Genomic DNA, 14,535 nt, shown 5'->3' on the forward strand with positions numbered 1-14,535 from the left:
TGCCAAGCCCCCTATCGACCATCCAGCGAAGGAGAGAGGCCATGGACGTCGAACTGCGAGCGCTTCTGGAACAGGTGGGAATCAGCCCCCTCGGCGAGCCGCGCCCGCTGGGCGGTGGCGATATCGCAGCGGTCTACCGCCTGGCCACCGACCGGGGCGACGTGGTGGTGAAATCCGACGAGCCGGCGCGGTTGGCCGGCGAGGCGGATGGACTGCAGGCCCTGCGGGAAGCGGAGACCTCGCTACGGGTGCCCGAAGTGCTGGGGCAGGCGGGCAGGTGGCTGGTGATGGAGGCCCTGGAGAGCGCCGCCCGCTCGGCGGCGAGCGAGTCGCGGCTCGGTGAGGGGCTTCGCCAGCTGCATGCCCGGGTCGCCGACAGCCACGGCTGGCCCCGGGACAATGCCTGCGGGCGAACGCCTCAGCCCAATGCACCGCTGGCTGACGGCCGTGCCTTTCAGCGCCAGCGCCGTCTGCTACCGCTGACGGCGGCCTGCCATGCCCAGGGCCTGCTGGACGGTCGCCTGCGCGGCCGCCTCGAGGCGGTTGCCGGCGATCTCGATGCCTGGCTGGCGGATGCCCCGGCGAGTCTGGTGCACGGTGACCTCTGGTCCGGTAACGTGCTGTTCACGCCGCGCGGCCCGGCGATCATCGACCCGGCGGTCTATCGCCACTATCCTGAGGTGGACTTGGCCATGCTGACGCTGTTCGGTTCTCCCGGGGAGGCCTTCTTCGAGGCCTACTGGAATGGGGCACCGCCCGGCGACTGGCCGCGACGGGAGGCGCTGTTTCAGCTCTATCCGCTGCTCAACCACCTGCTGCTGTTTGGCGGTGCCTACTGTGGCGCCGTGGCGCGGGCGGTGGCGCGCGTCGAGGCGGGATGAGGCCCGGGGAATGCCGCTCCTGTGATGGCAGTCGCAGGAGGAGAGGCGTGTGCGCCGGCAAGGGGAGAGCATGAAGATCATGAAGGCTTGCGGGTGGTTCGCCCTGGGTGCGCTGCTTGCCCCGCTGGTTCCGGCCGTCGCCGATGTCGGCGAGGAGCCCAAAAGCGTATCGACAGTGGAGCGGGTGGTCATCACGCCCCTTGGCTATGCGCTGGTGTCGCGTCCCGGCGAGCCCCCATTACCTGGGCGATTCCCGTCCCCCCTTGGCGTGGTCGCATGTTGGGGGCTACTGGGCGCCGATGCCACCTCTGGCGCCGCCCGTCCCGGCAGCCCCGCTATGGAGTGTGCCCTATCTGCCCTATCTGCCCTATGCGGGCACCTCGGGGATCGCCGAGCCGCGGGGGGAGTGGCGCTATCCCGAAGCGCGCTACGAACGCCATGCGGGCGGCACGGTGCTGCGCAGCCGCCCACACCCCGGCGGGCGGGTCGAGATGCGCCCGGGGAGACCCGTATTCGCAGCCGTGTCACGCCCGGTGAGCGGGTCGAGCGCCACGAAGGGGGCGTGATCATCCGCAGCCGCCCGCGGGGAGAGTGAGGGTTCGCTACCCGCGTAGCCACTGCCAGCCGCGTCGCCATAGCGGCTGGGCGGGGCGGTTGTCTCTCGCCGCGGCCCGCTCGGGGGCCTGGGTCAGGAAATCGGCGATGGGGGCCACCTGGCTGGGGCGGTCCAGCATTGGGGCGTGGCCGCAGCCGGGCACTTCCAGGCTCACCAGGCCGGGCTGGGCCTCGGCCATCCGCGCTACGCTGTCGGCGTGGAGCAGCGGCGAGCGTTCGCCGCGCACCACCATCAGCGGGCAGCGGATCGCCCGCCAGTCGGCCCAGGTGTTGCGGGGCGTGTCGTGGACGAATTGCTCCCCGATGCGCGGATCGAAGTGGTAGGTCCAGCCGCCGTCGGGCAGCCGGCGCGCACTATCCAGGGCCAGCCGCCGCCAGGCGTCGTCGCTGTCGATCCCGAAGCCCACATAGTGGCGCCTGAGTTCAGCCTCCAGCTCGGCGAAGCGGCTGAAGCGGTGCGGCCTGCCGAAGTAGGTGGCCAGCTGAACGAGCCCCTCGGGGTTGAGTTCGGGCCCAACGTCGTTGAGCACCAGTCGCTCGATGCGCTTCGCGCTGTCGGGCTCGGCGGCCAGCAGCATGCCCAGCAGCCCGCCCATGGAGGTGCCGATCCACGCCGTCTTCTCCAGCTGGAAGTGATCCAGCAGCGCCAGGGCTACTGTCATGTAGCGCGCATACAGATAGTCGCGGGAGGGCGTGAGCGACCAGCTGGAGAGCCCGCGGCCGGGGGTATCCGGGGCCAGCACCCGCCACCCGGGGCCGAGCTCCCGGGCCAGGTCGGCGAAGTCGCCGCCGTGGCGGGCCAGGCCGTGCCAGGCCACCACCGTCCTGGGCGCCTCGGGGTGCCAGATCCGCACCGCCACTTCCAGGGTGTCGATGCGCACCAGTTCGAGCGTATCCATGTCGAGTATCCATTCGCCTGCTATGCTGCTTTGCAGCATAGTCCATTTCGAACGCGTTGCCGAGTCCGAGACGGCAAGGTCACGCACCGCTTGGACGGCTTGGCTCGCATACATACATGGATGTAGCTATAATCCCCGCACTCAAACTACCCCGTGCCACCCTCGCGAGCAGGCCCCATCGTCGAGAGGTGGTTCACCCGACGACACGATCTGCCGCGGAGACCCTTCATGCGCTTGTCACCCCCCGGGGGCTGCCCCCTGACACGGATACTGGCGGTTGGCTTACTGGCCCTGCTCGTCGCCGGCTGCGAACGGAATAACGACGGCGACGGCCCCGCCATGGGCGGGGGGACCAGCTGCCTCCACCGGTGGTGGTGGTGGGCGTGGAGCCCCGCAGCGTGGATGTGATCGAGGAGTACGCGGCCCGCGCGCGCGGCTCTCGTGAGGTGGAAGTGCGTGCTCGCGTCGATGGGATTCTGGAGGAGCGTCTCTATACCGAAGGGCAGGTGGTCGAGTCTGGGGAGGCCCTGTTTCGCATCGACCGCGAGCCCTACGAGATCGAGCTGAAGCGCGCCGAGGCGGAGCGGGCCAATGCCCAGGCCGAACTGAACCAGGCCAACCGGGAGTGGCGGCGGATCTCGACGCTGTTCAACCAGAATGCGGTCAGCGAGCGCGAGCGGGACAGCGCGCTGTCCGCCCGGGAGCTGGCTGAGGCCCGCCTGGCCCTGACCGAAGCCGGGGTGGCCAACGCCGAGCTCAACCTCAGCTACACCGAGGTGCGGGCGCCGCTGGCCGGCCTGACCGGATTGGAGAGCTTCCCCGAAGGCAGCCTGATCGAGCGCGGCACCCTGCTGACCACTGTCACCCAGCAGGATCCCGTTCACGTGCGCTTCTCGCTGCCGGAGCGCGATGCCGCTCTGCAGCGAACCGCCCGGCGCGCCATGGCCAATGCCGAGGAAGAGGCGCCGCGGGAGGCGTGGCTGACGCTGCCCGACGGCAGCGAGTACGGCCAGACCGGCCTGGTGGACTTCACCGCCAGCACCATTGACCCGCGTACCGGCAGCGTCTCGGCCCGGGCGGTGTTTCCCAACCCCGAGGGCCTGGTGGTGCCCGGGCAGTTCGTGCGGGTACGGGTGCTGGTGCAGGAGCTCGACGACGTTTTCCTGATCCCCCAGGAGGGAGTGGGCCAGGGCCCCGAGGGGCCGCGCGTCTTCGTGGTCGAGGAGGAGCAGGCCCAGGCTCGCAACGTGGAACTGGGGCCCATCGTCGATGGCCGCCAGGTGGTGCTGTCGGGCCTGGAGGCCGGCGACCGGATCATCGTCAGCGGCCTGGTGAACCTTCAGGACGGCATGCCGGTGCAGCCCAGCGAGGCGGACTCCGCCGAGGAGGCCAGCGACGACGAGACGGCCGCTGAGGCGCCGCTGGACGACGAGACCGCCGCTGACGAGGAGGCGTGATGCTCAGGTTCTTCATCGACCGGCCGATCTTCGCCTCGGTCATTTCCGTGATTATCGTCCTGGCCGGCCTCGCCGCGCTGCGTGCGCTGCCGGTGGAGCAGTACCCCGACGTGGTGCCGCCCCAGGTGGTGGTGCAGGCCGCCTATCCCGGCGCCAGCGCCGAGGTGATCGCCGAGGCGGTGGCCGCCCCCCTGGAGCAGGAGATCAACGGCGTCGACGACATGCTCTACATGGAGTCGACCTCCACCGACGCCGGCAGCCTGCAGATCACCGTCTCTTTCGAGATGGGCACCGATCCCGACCAGGCGGCGATCAATGTCAACAACCGCGTCCAGGCCGCCACCGCGCGCCTGCCTCAGCCGGTGCGCGACCAGGGCGTGCGCGTCGAGGCGCGCTCCAGCAACATCCTGATGGTGCCGGTACTGTTCTCGCCGGACGGCAGTCGCGACGTGCTGTTCATGTCCAACTACGGGCTGCTCAACGTGCTCGACGAGCTGGTGCGTATCCCCGGGGTGGGGGATGCCTCGCTGTTCGGCGCCCAGGACTACTCCATGCGTATCTGGCTCAGCCCCGACAAGCTGGCCCAGTACGACCTGACCCCCAACGACGTGGCCGCGGCGATTCGCGAGCAGAATGCCCAGTTCGCCGCCGGGAGTCTCGGCGCCGAGCCCTCGCCCCCGGGGCAGGCCTTCACCTTCACGGTGACCACCCGCGGCCAGCTTTCCGAAGCGGCGCAGTTCGAAGCGATCATCCTGCGCGCCGAAGAGGACGGCAGCACCCTGCGCCTGGGCGACGTGGCCCGCGCCGAGCTGGGCGCCCAGAACTACGCCTTCTCGGCGACCTACAACGGCCAGAACGCGGTGCCCATGGGGGTCTACCTGCAGCCCGGCGCCAACGCCCTGGAAACCGCCGCCGCGGTGCACGAGGCGCTGGAGGAGATGTCGGCACGCTTTCCCGAGGGGCTCACCTACACGGTGCCCTACGACACCACCGAGTTCGTCGAAATCTCGATCCGCGAGGTGTTTATCACCCTGCTGATCGCCGTGGCGCTGGTGGTGGCGGTGACCTTCGTCTTCCTGCAGCACTGGCGCGCCACCCTGATTCCGGTGGCGGCGATTCCAGTCTCGTTGATCGGCACCTTCGCCGGCATGCTGGCCTTTGGCTTCTCGGTCAACCTGCTGACCCTGTTTGGCCTGGTGCTGGCCATCGGCATCGTAGTGGACAACGCCATCATCGTGCTGGAGAACGTCGACCGGCTGATCCATGAGAAGGGCATGAAGGCCCGCGAGGCGTCCATCGAGACCATGAAGCAGGTGGCCGGTGCGGTGGTGGCCTCGACCCTGGTGCTGGTGGCGGTGTTCGCTCCGGTGACCTTCCTGGGGGCTGACCGGCGAGCTCTATCGCCAGTTCGCGGTGACCATCGCGGTGTCGGTGGTGGTCTCCGGGGTGGTGGCCCTGACCCTGACCCCGGCCATGTGCGCCCTGCTGCTCGACAAGCAGTCGCAGCGGGTGGCCAAGCCCTTCCAGTGGTTCAATGCCGGTTTCGACCGGCTCACCGCCGGCTTTAGCTGGCTGGTCTCCAAGCTGCTGCGTCATGCGCTGATCGGAGTGGTGCTGTTCGTCGGCGTGATCGTCGCCACCCTGTTCGCCATGTCGCGACTGCCTCCGGGCCTGGTGCCCCAGGAGGACCAGGGGGTGGCGCTGGTGATGTATCAGCTGCCCCAGGTCTCGGCGCTGCCGCGCACCGAGGCGGTGCGCGACCAGGTCTCCGAGATGCTGCTGGGGCTGGACGAGGTGGACGAATTCACCTCCTTCGCCGGCTTCGACATCATCGCCGGCGCCCTGCGCACCAACGTCGGCGTCGGCTTCGCCAATCTCGCCGACTGGAGCGAGCGGGAAGGCCCCGGTCAGGATGCCCAGTCGCTGACCGGCCAGATCATGGGCATGGGGGCGGCATTCCCGAGGCCTTCGTGATCGCCTTCACGCCGCCGCCGATCATGGGGCTCTCGCTGACCGGCGGGGTGGAGGGCTACCTGCAGATGCGCGGCGACGCTACCACCCAGGAGATCGCCGAGCTGGCCGGTCGTCTCGCCGCCGCGGCCAACGAGCGCCCGGAGCTGACCAATGCCCGCACTACCCTGGACACCTCCATGCCCAGCTACCGGGCCGAGGTAGATCGCGAGAAGGCGCGCGCCATGGGGGTGCCGATCAACGAGGTCTTCGCCAGCATGCAGAGCACCTTCGGCTCGCTGTACGTGAACGACTTCACCCTGGCGGGGCGCAACTGGCAGGTCAATCTGCAGTCGGAGGGGGAGTTTCGCAGCAAGCCCGAGGATCTCAACAAGGTCTTCGTGCGCTCCGAGACGGGGGAGATGATTCCGCTCTCCTCGCTGGTGACCCTGACCCGCGAGTCGGGCGCCGATATCCTCAACCGCTACAACGTTTACTCGGCCGCCAAGTTTCTCGCCGATGCGGCACCGGGCTACACCACCGGCCAGGCCAAAGCGGCCATGGAGGAGGTGGCCGCCGAGGTGCTTCAGGACGGCGACGTCATGCTCGGCTGGGTGGGTGAGGCCTTCCAGCTCGATGCCGCGGCGGGGGCCGGCGGACTGGCCTTCGGTCTCGGTCTGCTGATGGTGTTCCTGATCCTGGCGGCCCAGTACGAGCGCTGGTCGCTGCCGCTGGCGGTGGCCACGGCGGTGCCCTTCGGGGTGCTGGGGGCGGCGCTGGCCGCTTGGCTGCGTGGCTTCCCCAACGACATCTACTTCCAGGTGGGCCTGCTGGTGCTGATCGGCCTGGCGGCCAAGAACGCTATCCTGATCGTGGAGTTCGCCGCCCAGAACCGTCGCGAGGGGAAAAGCTCCAGCGAGGCGGCCCTGGCCGCCGCCCGGCAGCGCTTCCGCGCCATCCTGATGACCGCCCTGACCTTCATCATCGGCACCCTGCCGCTGGTGTTCGCCACCGGGGCCGGCGCCAACAGCCGCCAGGAGATCGGCACCGTGGTGGTGGGGGGCATGCTGCTGGCGAGTTCGCTGGCGCTGATCTTCGTGCCGCTGGCCTACAAGCTGCTGGAGGACCTAGTGACCTGGCGCCGCGAGCGCAAGACTCGTCGCCTGAACAGGGGGAGCTCCCATGCGTAAGGCACTGCCTGCTGTGCTGCTGTCCACCGCGCTGCTGGCCGGCTGCGCCGTGGGGCCCGACTACCGGGCCCCGGAGATTGCGCTGCCCGATGAGTGGCCCGAGCACGTGCTGCTCTCCGATGAGGCCCGCGCCGACTGGCAGCAGTGGTGGCAGCGGTTCGAGGACCCCCACCTGGATGCCCTGGTGGCGCGGGCGGCGGACGACAATCTTGAGCTGCGCCTGCAGCTGGCGCGGATCCAGGAGGCCAGGGCGCGCCTGGGCCTGGCCCGGGCCGAGCAGCTGCCGTCGGTGAGCGCCCAGGCCGAGGCGGCCCGGGAGCGTACCCGGGGAGCCTCTCGCCCCTGGGCGAGAGCACCGACACCACCTTCTCCCTGGCCGGCGTGCTCGACTACGAGCTCGACCTCTGGGGGCGCCTGGCCCGGGAGCGGGAGGCCGCCGAGGCGCTGCTCGACGAGAGCCTGTTCGCCCACGACGCGGTGCGCCTCAACGTCATCGCCGACGTGGTGGCCACCTACTTCGACCTGCGCAGCGCCGAGCACCAGCAGCGCATCACCGAGGCCACCGTGGCCTCCCGGGAGGAGACCTACCGGCTGGAGCAGCTGCGCTTTGACGTCGGCGAGAGCGACGAGCTGGCGCTGCGCCAGGCCCAGTCGGAGCTGGAGGCGACCCTGGCCCAGCTGCCGGCCCAGCGCGAGCGGGTGCGGGTGCTGGAGGGGGCGCTGGCGCTGCTGGTGGGCATGACGCCCGCCGAGCTGATGAGCGAGCTGGACTACGGCGACACCGAGCTGGAGGCGATCACCCTGCCCGACGCGGTGCCGGCCGTGCTGCCCTCGGAGCTGCTGGCCCGTCGCCCCGACATTCGCGCCGCCGAGGCGGGACTGATCGCTGCCAATGCCGGCATCGGCGTCGCCGAGGCGAGCCGTCTGCCGCGCCTGAACCTGGGCGGACTCTTGGGCACGGCGGCCGGCGATGCCGGGGATCTCTTCACCTCGGCAGCCGGCACTTGGGGGCTCTCCGCCACGGTGATGGGGCCGCTGTTCGATTTCGGCCGCAGCGCCTCGCGCATCGACACCGCCGAGGCCCTGGCCGAACAGGCGGAGGTGCAGTACCGCGCCACCGTGGCCCAGGCCTTCAACGAGGTTCGCAACGCCCTGGTCACCTATGAGACCAGCGGCGAGCGGGTCGAGGCCTTGCGCCGTCAGGTGGCGGCCTTCGAGCGCACCCTGGAGCTGGCTGAGGTGCGCTACCGCGAGGGCTTCGTTGGCTTCATCGAGCTGCTGGACGCCCAGCGGGCGCTGCTTGCGGCGGAGCTCGCCCTCTCCGAAGCGATGCGCGATCGGTTGACCGCTACCGCCACGCTGTTCAAGGCGCTGGGCGGCGGCTGGCAGCTCGACGGCTGACGCCGGCCAGCGGCCTACGAGACAGGGCGGCGCCCTCTGCCGCCCCATGACGGGTCTGGCGCTGGATCAGGCCACGCGATCACAAGGGAGATAACCTCATGGCGACCCGAATCACCGCTTCGCGGCGCGACGACGGCATCCTGGTGCTGCAGATCAGCTGCCCGGAGCGGCGCAATATCCTCGACGAGGCGAGCTACGCGCAGCTGATCGAGGGGCTCGAGGCGGCCGAGGCCGATGACGGCGTCAAGGTGCTGATCATCACCGGCACCGAGAACTGCTTCACCGCCGGCAACGATCTGGCCAACTACCGGGCCCTGGCCGAGGCCGACAGCGTGCCGGCGATCACCTTTCTGCGGCGTCTTCACGCCTTCGAGAAGCCCGTCATCGCGGCCGCGGAGGGCATCGCCCTGGGCCTGGGCACCTCGATCCTGCTGCACTGCGATATCGCCTACGCTGGCAATTCGACCAAGTTCTACCTGCCCTTCACCCACTTTGCCTTGAGCCCCCTGGGGGGCACCACCTACCTGCTGCCCCGGCTGGCCGGCCACAAGGCGGCCATGCAGATGCTGATGCTGGGCCAGGCCTTCAGCGCGGCGGATGCGCGGGAGATGGGGGTGCTGACCGACACCGCGCCGGACGGCCGGGCCCTGGAGCAGGCCTTCGACGGTGCCGCCCGCCTGCTGGCCAAGCCGTTCGAGGCGCTGCTGGCCACTAAGGCGCTGATTCGGGAGGGGCAGGAGGCGTCGGTCCGCGAGGCCTTCGATCGCGAAGAGCGGGCGCTGCTCGAGCGCTGCCGCTCCGCCGAGGCCCGGGGCGCCATCGACGCCTTCTTTTCCCGCAAGTCGGGGCGCTAGTCCCGGCGGCGGCGCCTCTCTCGGCGCTGGGGGTCAAACCACGGGGGCATAGAGCCTGAGCTGGGTGTCGAGCAGCGCCGTGCCGTGCTCGACCAGGGAGAACTGGTCGTGGTTGCGCAGCCAGTCATGGAAGAGGCCGCCGAGCACTGCCTGCATCAGGCCGGCGGCATGCTCGGGGTCAAGATCCGAGCGCAGCTGGCCGAGTTGGGCGGCGGCCTTGAAGTACTCCGCCAAGGCCCCGCAGGACTCCTCGGCCATCTCGTTCTGCAGGGCCAGCGGGTCGATATCGCTGAACACCTCGCAGTGGTGCACCAGGATGGCGTAGACCCGCCGATAGCGTGGCTGTTCAAGGCGCTCGAAGCCGCGCAGGCAGGCCAGGCGCACCGCCTCCAGCGGCGCCTCGACGAGATCGCGCTCGTCGAGCTCGTTGACCAGCTCCTGGAAAGGCATGCGCACCCGGTTGAGCATCGCCTGAAAGAGGTCGGCCTTGTTCTTGAAGTGCCAGTAGACGGCACCGCGGGTCATGCCGGCGTGACGGGCGATCTGTTCCAGGGAGGTGCGCGCCACGCCCTTCTCCAGAAAGATGGCCTCGGCGGCGTCGAGCAGGGCCTCGCGGGTGGCGGCGGCTTCGGCTTTGGTCTTTCTGGCCATCGGTTCCTGGGGGCTAGGCGAGTGGTGCCGCCCATTTTACCCGAGTCAAACGGCGTTTACATGCATTTGTGTATGCTAAAGGCCGCTGCTCGTCATTTGGCCACCGTCCGGGTATAAACAGGGGAACACTGTTCTGCCAGGAAGCTTGTATGGCGCGCGCCCCCTTTGACCTCGCCGGCATTCGCGTGAAGCCGGGTAACCGTACCCAGATCGACGTGCCGGTGGCGCGTCTCTACACCCATGCGCCCTTGCATATTCCCGTGGAAGTGGTGCATGGCCGCCAGGACGGCCCGGTGCTGCTGGTGTGCGGCGGCATTCACGGTGACGAGATCAACGGCGTGGAGATCGTGCGCCGGCTGCTGCGCTCGCGCCAGCTCCAGGGGCTGCGAGGCACCCTGGTGGCGGTGCCCATCGTCAACGTCTTCGGCTTCGTGCAGCACACCCGCTACCTGCCCGACCGGCGCGATCTCAACCGCTGCTTTCCCGGCAGTGAGTCGGGCTCCTTGGGGGACGGGTGGCGACGCTGTTTCGCGAGCAGATCGTCGATCACGCCACCCATATCATCGACCTGCACACCGGGGCCATCCACCGCACCAACCTGCCCCAAATCCGCGCCCAGCTCGAGACGGGCAGCGAGACCGAGCGCATGGCCAACGCCTTCGGCGCGCCGGTGATCCTCAACGCCGAACTGCGCGAGGGCAGCCTGCGCCATTACGCTCAGACTCGCGGCACCCCGGTGCTCACCTACGAGGCCGGCGAGGCGCTGCGCTTCGATGAGTGGGCGATCACTCCGGGGGTGCGTGGGGTGCTGAGGGTGATGCGCCGGCTTGGCATGCTGACCGGCGAGCACCGGCGTCGCCAGCCGCCAGCGGCGGAGCTGGCCAACGGCTCCAGCTGGGCGCGGGCACCCATCGACGGCATCCTGCGTCCCAAGGTGCGCCTGGGCGCTCGCGTGGCCAAGGGCGACCTGCTGGGCAAGGTGGCCGACCCCTTTGGCAACGCCGAGGAGGCCGTGCGCACCGGCGCCGACGGCATCGTCATCGGCATGAGCCGCCTGCCGCTGGCCAACGAGGGGGAGGCGCTGTTCCATGTCGCTCGCTTCGACGCCATCGAGGAGGCGGAGAGCGCCATCGAGGACTTCCACTCCAGCCTTGAGCCGCCGCCCGACCCGCTCGACTAAGCGATTCAGGCCGTTTCGGCGGGCTCGCGCTCGGGCACGAGGCGCAGGGCGTCGTCGAAGACGCGCAGGCAGGCGCCGTCGAGGTGGCCGTGCTCGGAGAGGTGGCGGCGGAACTTGCGCCCTCCGGGCTGGCCCTGGAAGAGGCCGAGCAGGTGGCGGGTGATATGGTTGAGCTTGGCACCCTCCTCGAGGCGCCGGGCGATATAGGGCCGAAAGGCCCGTGCCGCCGCGTGGCGGCTCGTCGCCGGCCCCGGCTCGCCGTAGAGGGCTTCGTCCACCCCGGCCAGCAGCCAGGGATTCTGGTAGGCCTCGCGACCCACCATCACGCTGTCCACCCGATCGAGCTGCTCGCGACACGCCGCCAGGGTCTTGAGGCCGCCGTTGATGCCGATATGCAGCTCCGGCCGGCTCGCCTTCAGGCGGTGCACGCGCGGGTAGTTGAGCGGCGGGATATCGCGGTTCTCCTTGGGGAGAGACCCTGCAGCCATGCCTTGCGGGCGTGCACGATAAAGACGTTACACCCTGCATCAGCCACTTGAGCGATAAAGCGCTCGAGGTCGGCGTCCTCGTCCTGGTCGTCGATGCCGATGCGGCATTTCACGGTGACCGGAATCGACACCGCCTCGCGCATCGCACGCACCGCCGCCGCCACCTTGTCGGGATGGCCCATCAGACAGGCGCCGATCAGGTTGTTCTGCACCCGATCGCTGGGGCAGCCCACGTTGAGATTGACCTCGTCATAGCCCCAGGCCTCGGCGATGGCCGCGCACTCGGCGAGCTCGCCGGGATCGCTGCCGCCCAGCTGCAGCGCAATGGGATGCTCCACCTCGTCATAGCCGAGGAAGCGCTCCCGCGGGCTGCCGTGGAGGATGGCGCCGGTGGTGACCATCTCGGTGTAGAGCAGGGCGCGGCGGGTCAGGGTGCGGGCGAAGGCTCTTTGGTCCCTTGTCGTCCAGTCCATCATTGGGGCGATAGAGAACGTCCTGTCCAGCGCGGGGCGCGGGGTGTCGGTATTCATGCGTGTGGTGGCGGCTGCTTGGTGTGTCATGGGGAAGAGAGCGGCAGTTTCTCATAATTGGCTGGGTTGCGCATCGCTCGGCGCTGGTAGTCGATCCAGGTCGGGGCGGGTGTATGGCAAGCTTCATCTCATACTGGGGATCGCCGACGTCTGCTAGGTGTGCCTGGCCGCCATGGGTCATCGTGCTCCCGCACTTCTATGCTATCTACTCAGGACAGAGGCGTATGGCCGCCATCCGTGGCGGCCGAGGATTCCCCCAGTGCTTGGAGGTGGCAGATGGCTAACCGCAAGCAGCAGCTGACGCAGCTGCGTGATGAGCTGATCGAGCGAATTGAACGCTACCGGGCCCATAAGGAGCGTCGCGGTGGGCCACTCGACAAAGATATTGAAGAGCAGGCCGTCGAGGTGCAGAACGACGACGTGGTGGATGGTCTCGAGCGTGAGGCCGAGGAGGAGCTCTCTCTGGTAATGCGTGCCCTGGCTAGGCTCGAGGCGGGAGAGGGCGATGCATGCGAGCGTTGCGGCGAGCCGATCGACCCCCGCCGGCTGGAGGTGCTGCCCTATACCACCGTCTGCGTGGTGTGCGCCGAGCCTTGAGCGATTCCCGGGCCCAGGCGCCGGGCCCGTGCCCCCTAACTGTCGGTCCCCTTCGTGCGGAAGTATGGTGGCTGGCCGTGAGAAACGCCGCTGATTCGGCTTCTTGGTGCGTTGGGGCGAACCGTTGGCAGCAGTGATAGTCTAGAAGGCCATCGAGCGGTTTGGAGGAATCCATGAAGGCTAGGCGTCGACTGACCTGGATCGGGCTGGTAGCCCTGTTGGCACTGGCGGGCTGTGGCGGTAACGACGGTGATGCGGCTGACACGGAGGCGGCGAACGGAGACGCAGAGGCCCAGCCCCAAGCCGCGGAAGCGTCCGTTGAGCCGGCGACCGAGCCTGACGTGCCGCCGTTCGATGTGCCGGTGATGATTACCGCCTCGGCATCACTGCAAACGGATCGTCGCTTGCTGGTGGAAGGTGAGACCAATCTCCCGGAAGGCGCGCGGTTGCTGATCGTGGTGGAGCGGGAGCTGAGCGGCGTGCGCTGGCAGTCGCGCACCAACGTCGAGGAGGGGCGTTTCCGGGTTGGCCCCCTGGGGCCGGGCAGCGGGTTGCCGGACGGTGGCTACGCCATTACCGTCAGTCTGCCTGAAGCCAGCGTACAGCCGGCCAGCGTGCGCGAGCGTATTGGCGATGAGGGCGAGCACTTGAGCGGCCCGCTGGTGCAGGCATCGCGCCACGGGCTAGGGCAGGTGGCGAGCTATTCTCGGCGCTATCTGATTGGCAGCGAACCGCGCCGCACTACCGATAGGGTCGAGGTGCTGGAAGTGGAGTAGGCAGAGCCGGTTGGGGTCGGCGTTCAGCCGACCTCCGGTCGCCACCGCGCCAGCATTTTTCCGACCAGCCGGTCGGTCGCTTCCAGCGGCTGCCGCTGACGTGACAGCGTCGACTCGCCGCTACACAGCAGCTCACCGCCTTCACCCTGTTCCAACTGGCCGATGAACAGGCCGTCCAGCCCCTCGATCAGATAGCGCCCGGGATGGTCGAAGGTGTCCGTGGGGCCGATAGCGGCGAGATCGCCGTCGGCCAGGAACTCGAAGCGCTCGCCAGGGCCCGGGGTAACCAGGTAACAGTCGCCACACCAGTCCATGCCGGGTAGCAGGTGGCTGTGCAGGGTGGCACGATGGGCAGACGGGTCGAGCCAGGGCAGCGCGGACTGACCCAGCAGCAGTAGCGGCGTCGGTGGCGCCGTGTCATCGCCTTCGAGCAGGCGGCTGAGCGGACAGCCGAGCGCCTCGGCCAGGGCCACCAGACGCTCGTGGCCAATCTGCTTGATCGCACCAGACTCCCAGTACGAGATCGTGACATCGGATACGCCGACCTTGCGGGCCAATGCGGCCTTGTTGAGGTTGGCCTGTAGGCGTAGCTGTTTGATGCGCGGGCCGAGTGACTTCATCCCATCATCCTGGCGAAATTGTTAAGACAAGGGATCGTCATTCATCCCCATGAATTGTGCAAATACAGTCGGTCAACGATGAGATAACATATGTGTTGATCGCGATATTCGGGTGTTGTGCTACCAGGCGATGGGATCGCCGCGCCAGTCCCAGAAGCTGCCGCTCTCCTCGGGGCGGCGCTCGCCGATGACCGCCAGTAACCGCTCGGCGACGAAGTTCGGCGAGAAGAGCCGGTCACGGGGAACGCGAGCCTGAAAGGGGCGGGACAGCCGGGTATCGGTGGTGCCTGGGTGCAGACATAGTACGGTGGTGGCGGGGTTGAGGCGCCTGAGTTCCACCGCGGCGGTCTTCATCAGCATATTGTGGGCGGCCTTGCTGTCCCTCCTGGGTCAAAGCGTCCCATGTTGACTCCGGGGGAGCCGGTTGATTCCCCACGGCGGCTGCC

11 protein-coding genes and 4 pseudogenes are annotated in these 14,535 nt (G+C 68.7%); 10 read left to right on the forward strand and 5 right to left on the reverse strand.

Features of this window, described 5'->3' with window-relative positions; all coding sequences use genetic code 11:
• Window positions 1-41 precede the first annotated feature (41 nt).
• Together ACSJDS_RS07660 and ACSJDS_RS07665 are read left to right on the forward strand one after the other, a co-directional pair.
• On the forward strand, window positions 42-881 hold the full coding sequence (locus ACSJDS_RS07660) for a fructosamine kinase family protein (protein ID WP_473032750.1): 840 nt from the start codon (window positions 42-44) through the stop codon (window positions 879-881).
• 299 nt (window positions 882-1,180) lie between these two features.
• The gene (locus ACSJDS_RS07665) at window positions 1,181-1,447 is read left to right on the forward strand and encodes a hypothetical protein (RefSeq protein WP_473032751.1); all 267 of its coding nucleotides are present in this window, start codon (window positions 1,181-1,183) and stop codon (window positions 1,445-1,447) included.
• A 36-nt stretch (window positions 1,448-1,483) separates the two neighbouring features.
• Here ACSJDS_RS07665 and ACSJDS_RS07670 read toward each other — a convergent pair whose 3' ends face one another.
• Window positions 1,484-2,395, reverse strand: coding sequence for an alpha/beta fold hydrolase (locus ACSJDS_RS07670; protein WP_473032752.1), 912 nt, complete (start codon window positions 2,393-2,395; stop codon window positions 1,484-1,486).
• A 383-nt stretch (window positions 2,396-2,778) separates the two neighbouring features.
• On the opposite strand from ACSJDS_RS07670, the gene ACSJDS_RS07675 reads away from it, so the two are divergent.
• The 5 genes and pseudogenes from ACSJDS_RS07675 (at window position 2,779) to ACSJDS_RS07695 (ending at window position 9,247) form a co-directional block, all read left to right on the forward strand.
• Window positions 2,779-3,852 carry an efflux RND transporter periplasmic adaptor subunit gene (locus ACSJDS_RS07675; RefSeq protein ID WP_473032753.1) on the forward strand — a complete coding sequence of 358 codons (1,074 nt, stop codon included), beginning with the start codon at window positions 2,779-2,781 and terminating at the stop codon, window positions 3,850-3,852.
• Window positions 3,852-5,826, forward strand: a pseudogene (locus ACSJDS_RS07680) (efflux RND transporter permease subunit). Before ACSJDS_RS07675 ends, ACSJDS_RS07680 begins: the two are co-directional and overlap by 1 nt.
• Window positions 5,823-6,992, forward strand: a complete 1,170-nt coding sequence (locus ACSJDS_RS07685) for an efflux RND transporter permease subunit (protein WP_473032754.1) — start codon at window positions 5,823-5,825, stop codon at window positions 6,990-6,992. Before ACSJDS_RS07680 ends, ACSJDS_RS07685 begins: the two are co-directional and overlap by 4 nt.
• Window positions 6,993-7,373: 381 nt before the next feature.
• Complete coding sequence (locus ACSJDS_RS07690) at window positions 7,374-8,393, forward strand: efflux transporter outer membrane subunit (protein WP_473032756.1); 1,020 nt, start codon at window positions 7,374-7,376, stop codon at window positions 8,391-8,393.
• Between the two features lie 98 nt (window positions 8,394-8,491).
• Window positions 8,492-9,247, forward strand: coding sequence for an enoyl-CoA hydratase-related protein (locus ACSJDS_RS07695; RefSeq protein WP_473032757.1), 756 nt, complete (start codon window positions 8,492-8,494; stop codon window positions 9,245-9,247).
• 33 nt (window positions 9,248-9,280) lie between these two features.
• Here ACSJDS_RS07695 and ACSJDS_RS07700 read toward each other — a convergent pair whose 3' ends face one another.
• On the reverse strand, window positions 9,281-9,898 hold the full coding sequence (locus ACSJDS_RS07700) for a TetR family transcriptional regulator (protein ID WP_473032758.1): 618 nt from the start codon (window positions 9,896-9,898) through the stop codon (window positions 9,281-9,283).
• 149 nt (window positions 9,899-10,047) lie between these two features.
• Between ACSJDS_RS07700 and ACSJDS_RS07705 the strand changes: the two are divergent.
• A pseudogene (locus ACSJDS_RS07705) lies at window positions 10,048-11,078 on the forward strand (succinylglutamate desuccinylase/aspartoacylase family protein).
• Between the two features lie 5 nt (window positions 11,079-11,083).
• Here the strand turns inward: ACSJDS_RS07705 and dusA are convergent.
• Window positions 11,084-12,096, reverse strand: a pseudogene (gene dusA / locus ACSJDS_RS07710) (tRNA dihydrouridine(20/20a) synthase DusA).
• Between the two features lie 276 nt (window positions 12,097-12,372).
• Between dusA and ACSJDS_RS07715 the strand changes: the two are divergent.
• Complete coding sequence (locus ACSJDS_RS07715) at window positions 12,373-12,693, forward strand: TraR/DksA family transcriptional regulator (RefSeq protein WP_473032759.1); 321 nt, start codon at window positions 12,373-12,375, stop codon at window positions 12,691-12,693.
• 173 nt (window positions 12,694-12,866) lie between these two features.
• A complete protein-coding gene (locus ACSJDS_RS07720; protein WP_473032761.1) occupies window positions 12,867-13,469 on the forward strand; it encodes a hypothetical protein in 603 nt (200 codons plus the stop codon).
• A gap of 23 nt (window positions 13,470-13,492) precedes the next feature.
• On the opposite strand, the gene ACSJDS_RS07725 is transcribed toward ACSJDS_RS07720, so the two are convergent.
• Both ACSJDS_RS07725 and ACSJDS_RS07730 read right to left on the reverse strand, forming a co-directional pair.
• Window positions 13,493-14,089: a helix-turn-helix domain-containing protein gene (locus ACSJDS_RS07725; RefSeq protein WP_473032763.1), complete on the reverse strand. Its 597-nt coding sequence runs from the start codon at window positions 14,087-14,089 to the stop codon at window positions 13,493-13,495.
• A gap of 120 nt (window positions 14,090-14,209) precedes the next feature.
• Window positions 14,210-14,473, reverse strand: a pseudogene (locus tag ACSJDS_RS07730) (Rossmann-fold NAD(P)-binding domain-containing protein); the annotation flags it as partial.
• Window positions 14,474-14,535 lie beyond the last annotated feature (62 nt).

It is taken from the genome of Halomonas sp. SL18_1, from assembly GCF_055755715.1.

Coding starts and splice junctions, on each gene's coding strand:
- ACSJDS_RS07660 (WP_473032750.1), top strand. CDS start 42: ATGGACGTCGAACTGCGAGCGCTTCTGGAACAGGTGGGAATCAGCCCC.
- ACSJDS_RS07695 (WP_473032757.1), top strand. CDS start 8,492: ATGGCGACCCGAATCACCGCTTCGCGGCGCGACGACGGCATCCTGGTG.
- ACSJDS_RS07725 (WP_473032763.1), bottom strand. CDS start 14,089: ATGAAGTCACTCGGCCCGCGCATCAAACAGCTACGCCTACAGGCCAAC.
- ACSJDS_RS07670 (WP_473032752.1), bottom strand. CDS start 2,395: ATGGATACGCTCGAACTGGTGCGCATCGACACCCTGGAAGTGGCGGTG.
- ACSJDS_RS07700 (WP_473032758.1), bottom strand. CDS start 9,898: ATGGCCAGAAAGACCAAAGCCGAAGCCGCCGCCACCCGCGAGGCCCTG.
- ACSJDS_RS07715 (WP_473032759.1), top strand. CDS start 12,373: ATGGCTAACCGCAAGCAGCAGCTGACGCAGCTGCGTGATGAGCTGATC.
- ACSJDS_RS07665 (WP_473032751.1), top strand. CDS start 1,181: ATGCCACCTCTGGCGCCGCCCGTCCCGGCAGCCCCGCTATGGAGTGTG.
- ACSJDS_RS07720 (WP_473032761.1), top strand. CDS start 12,867: ATGAAGGCTAGGCGTCGACTGACCTGGATCGGGCTGGTAGCCCTGTTG.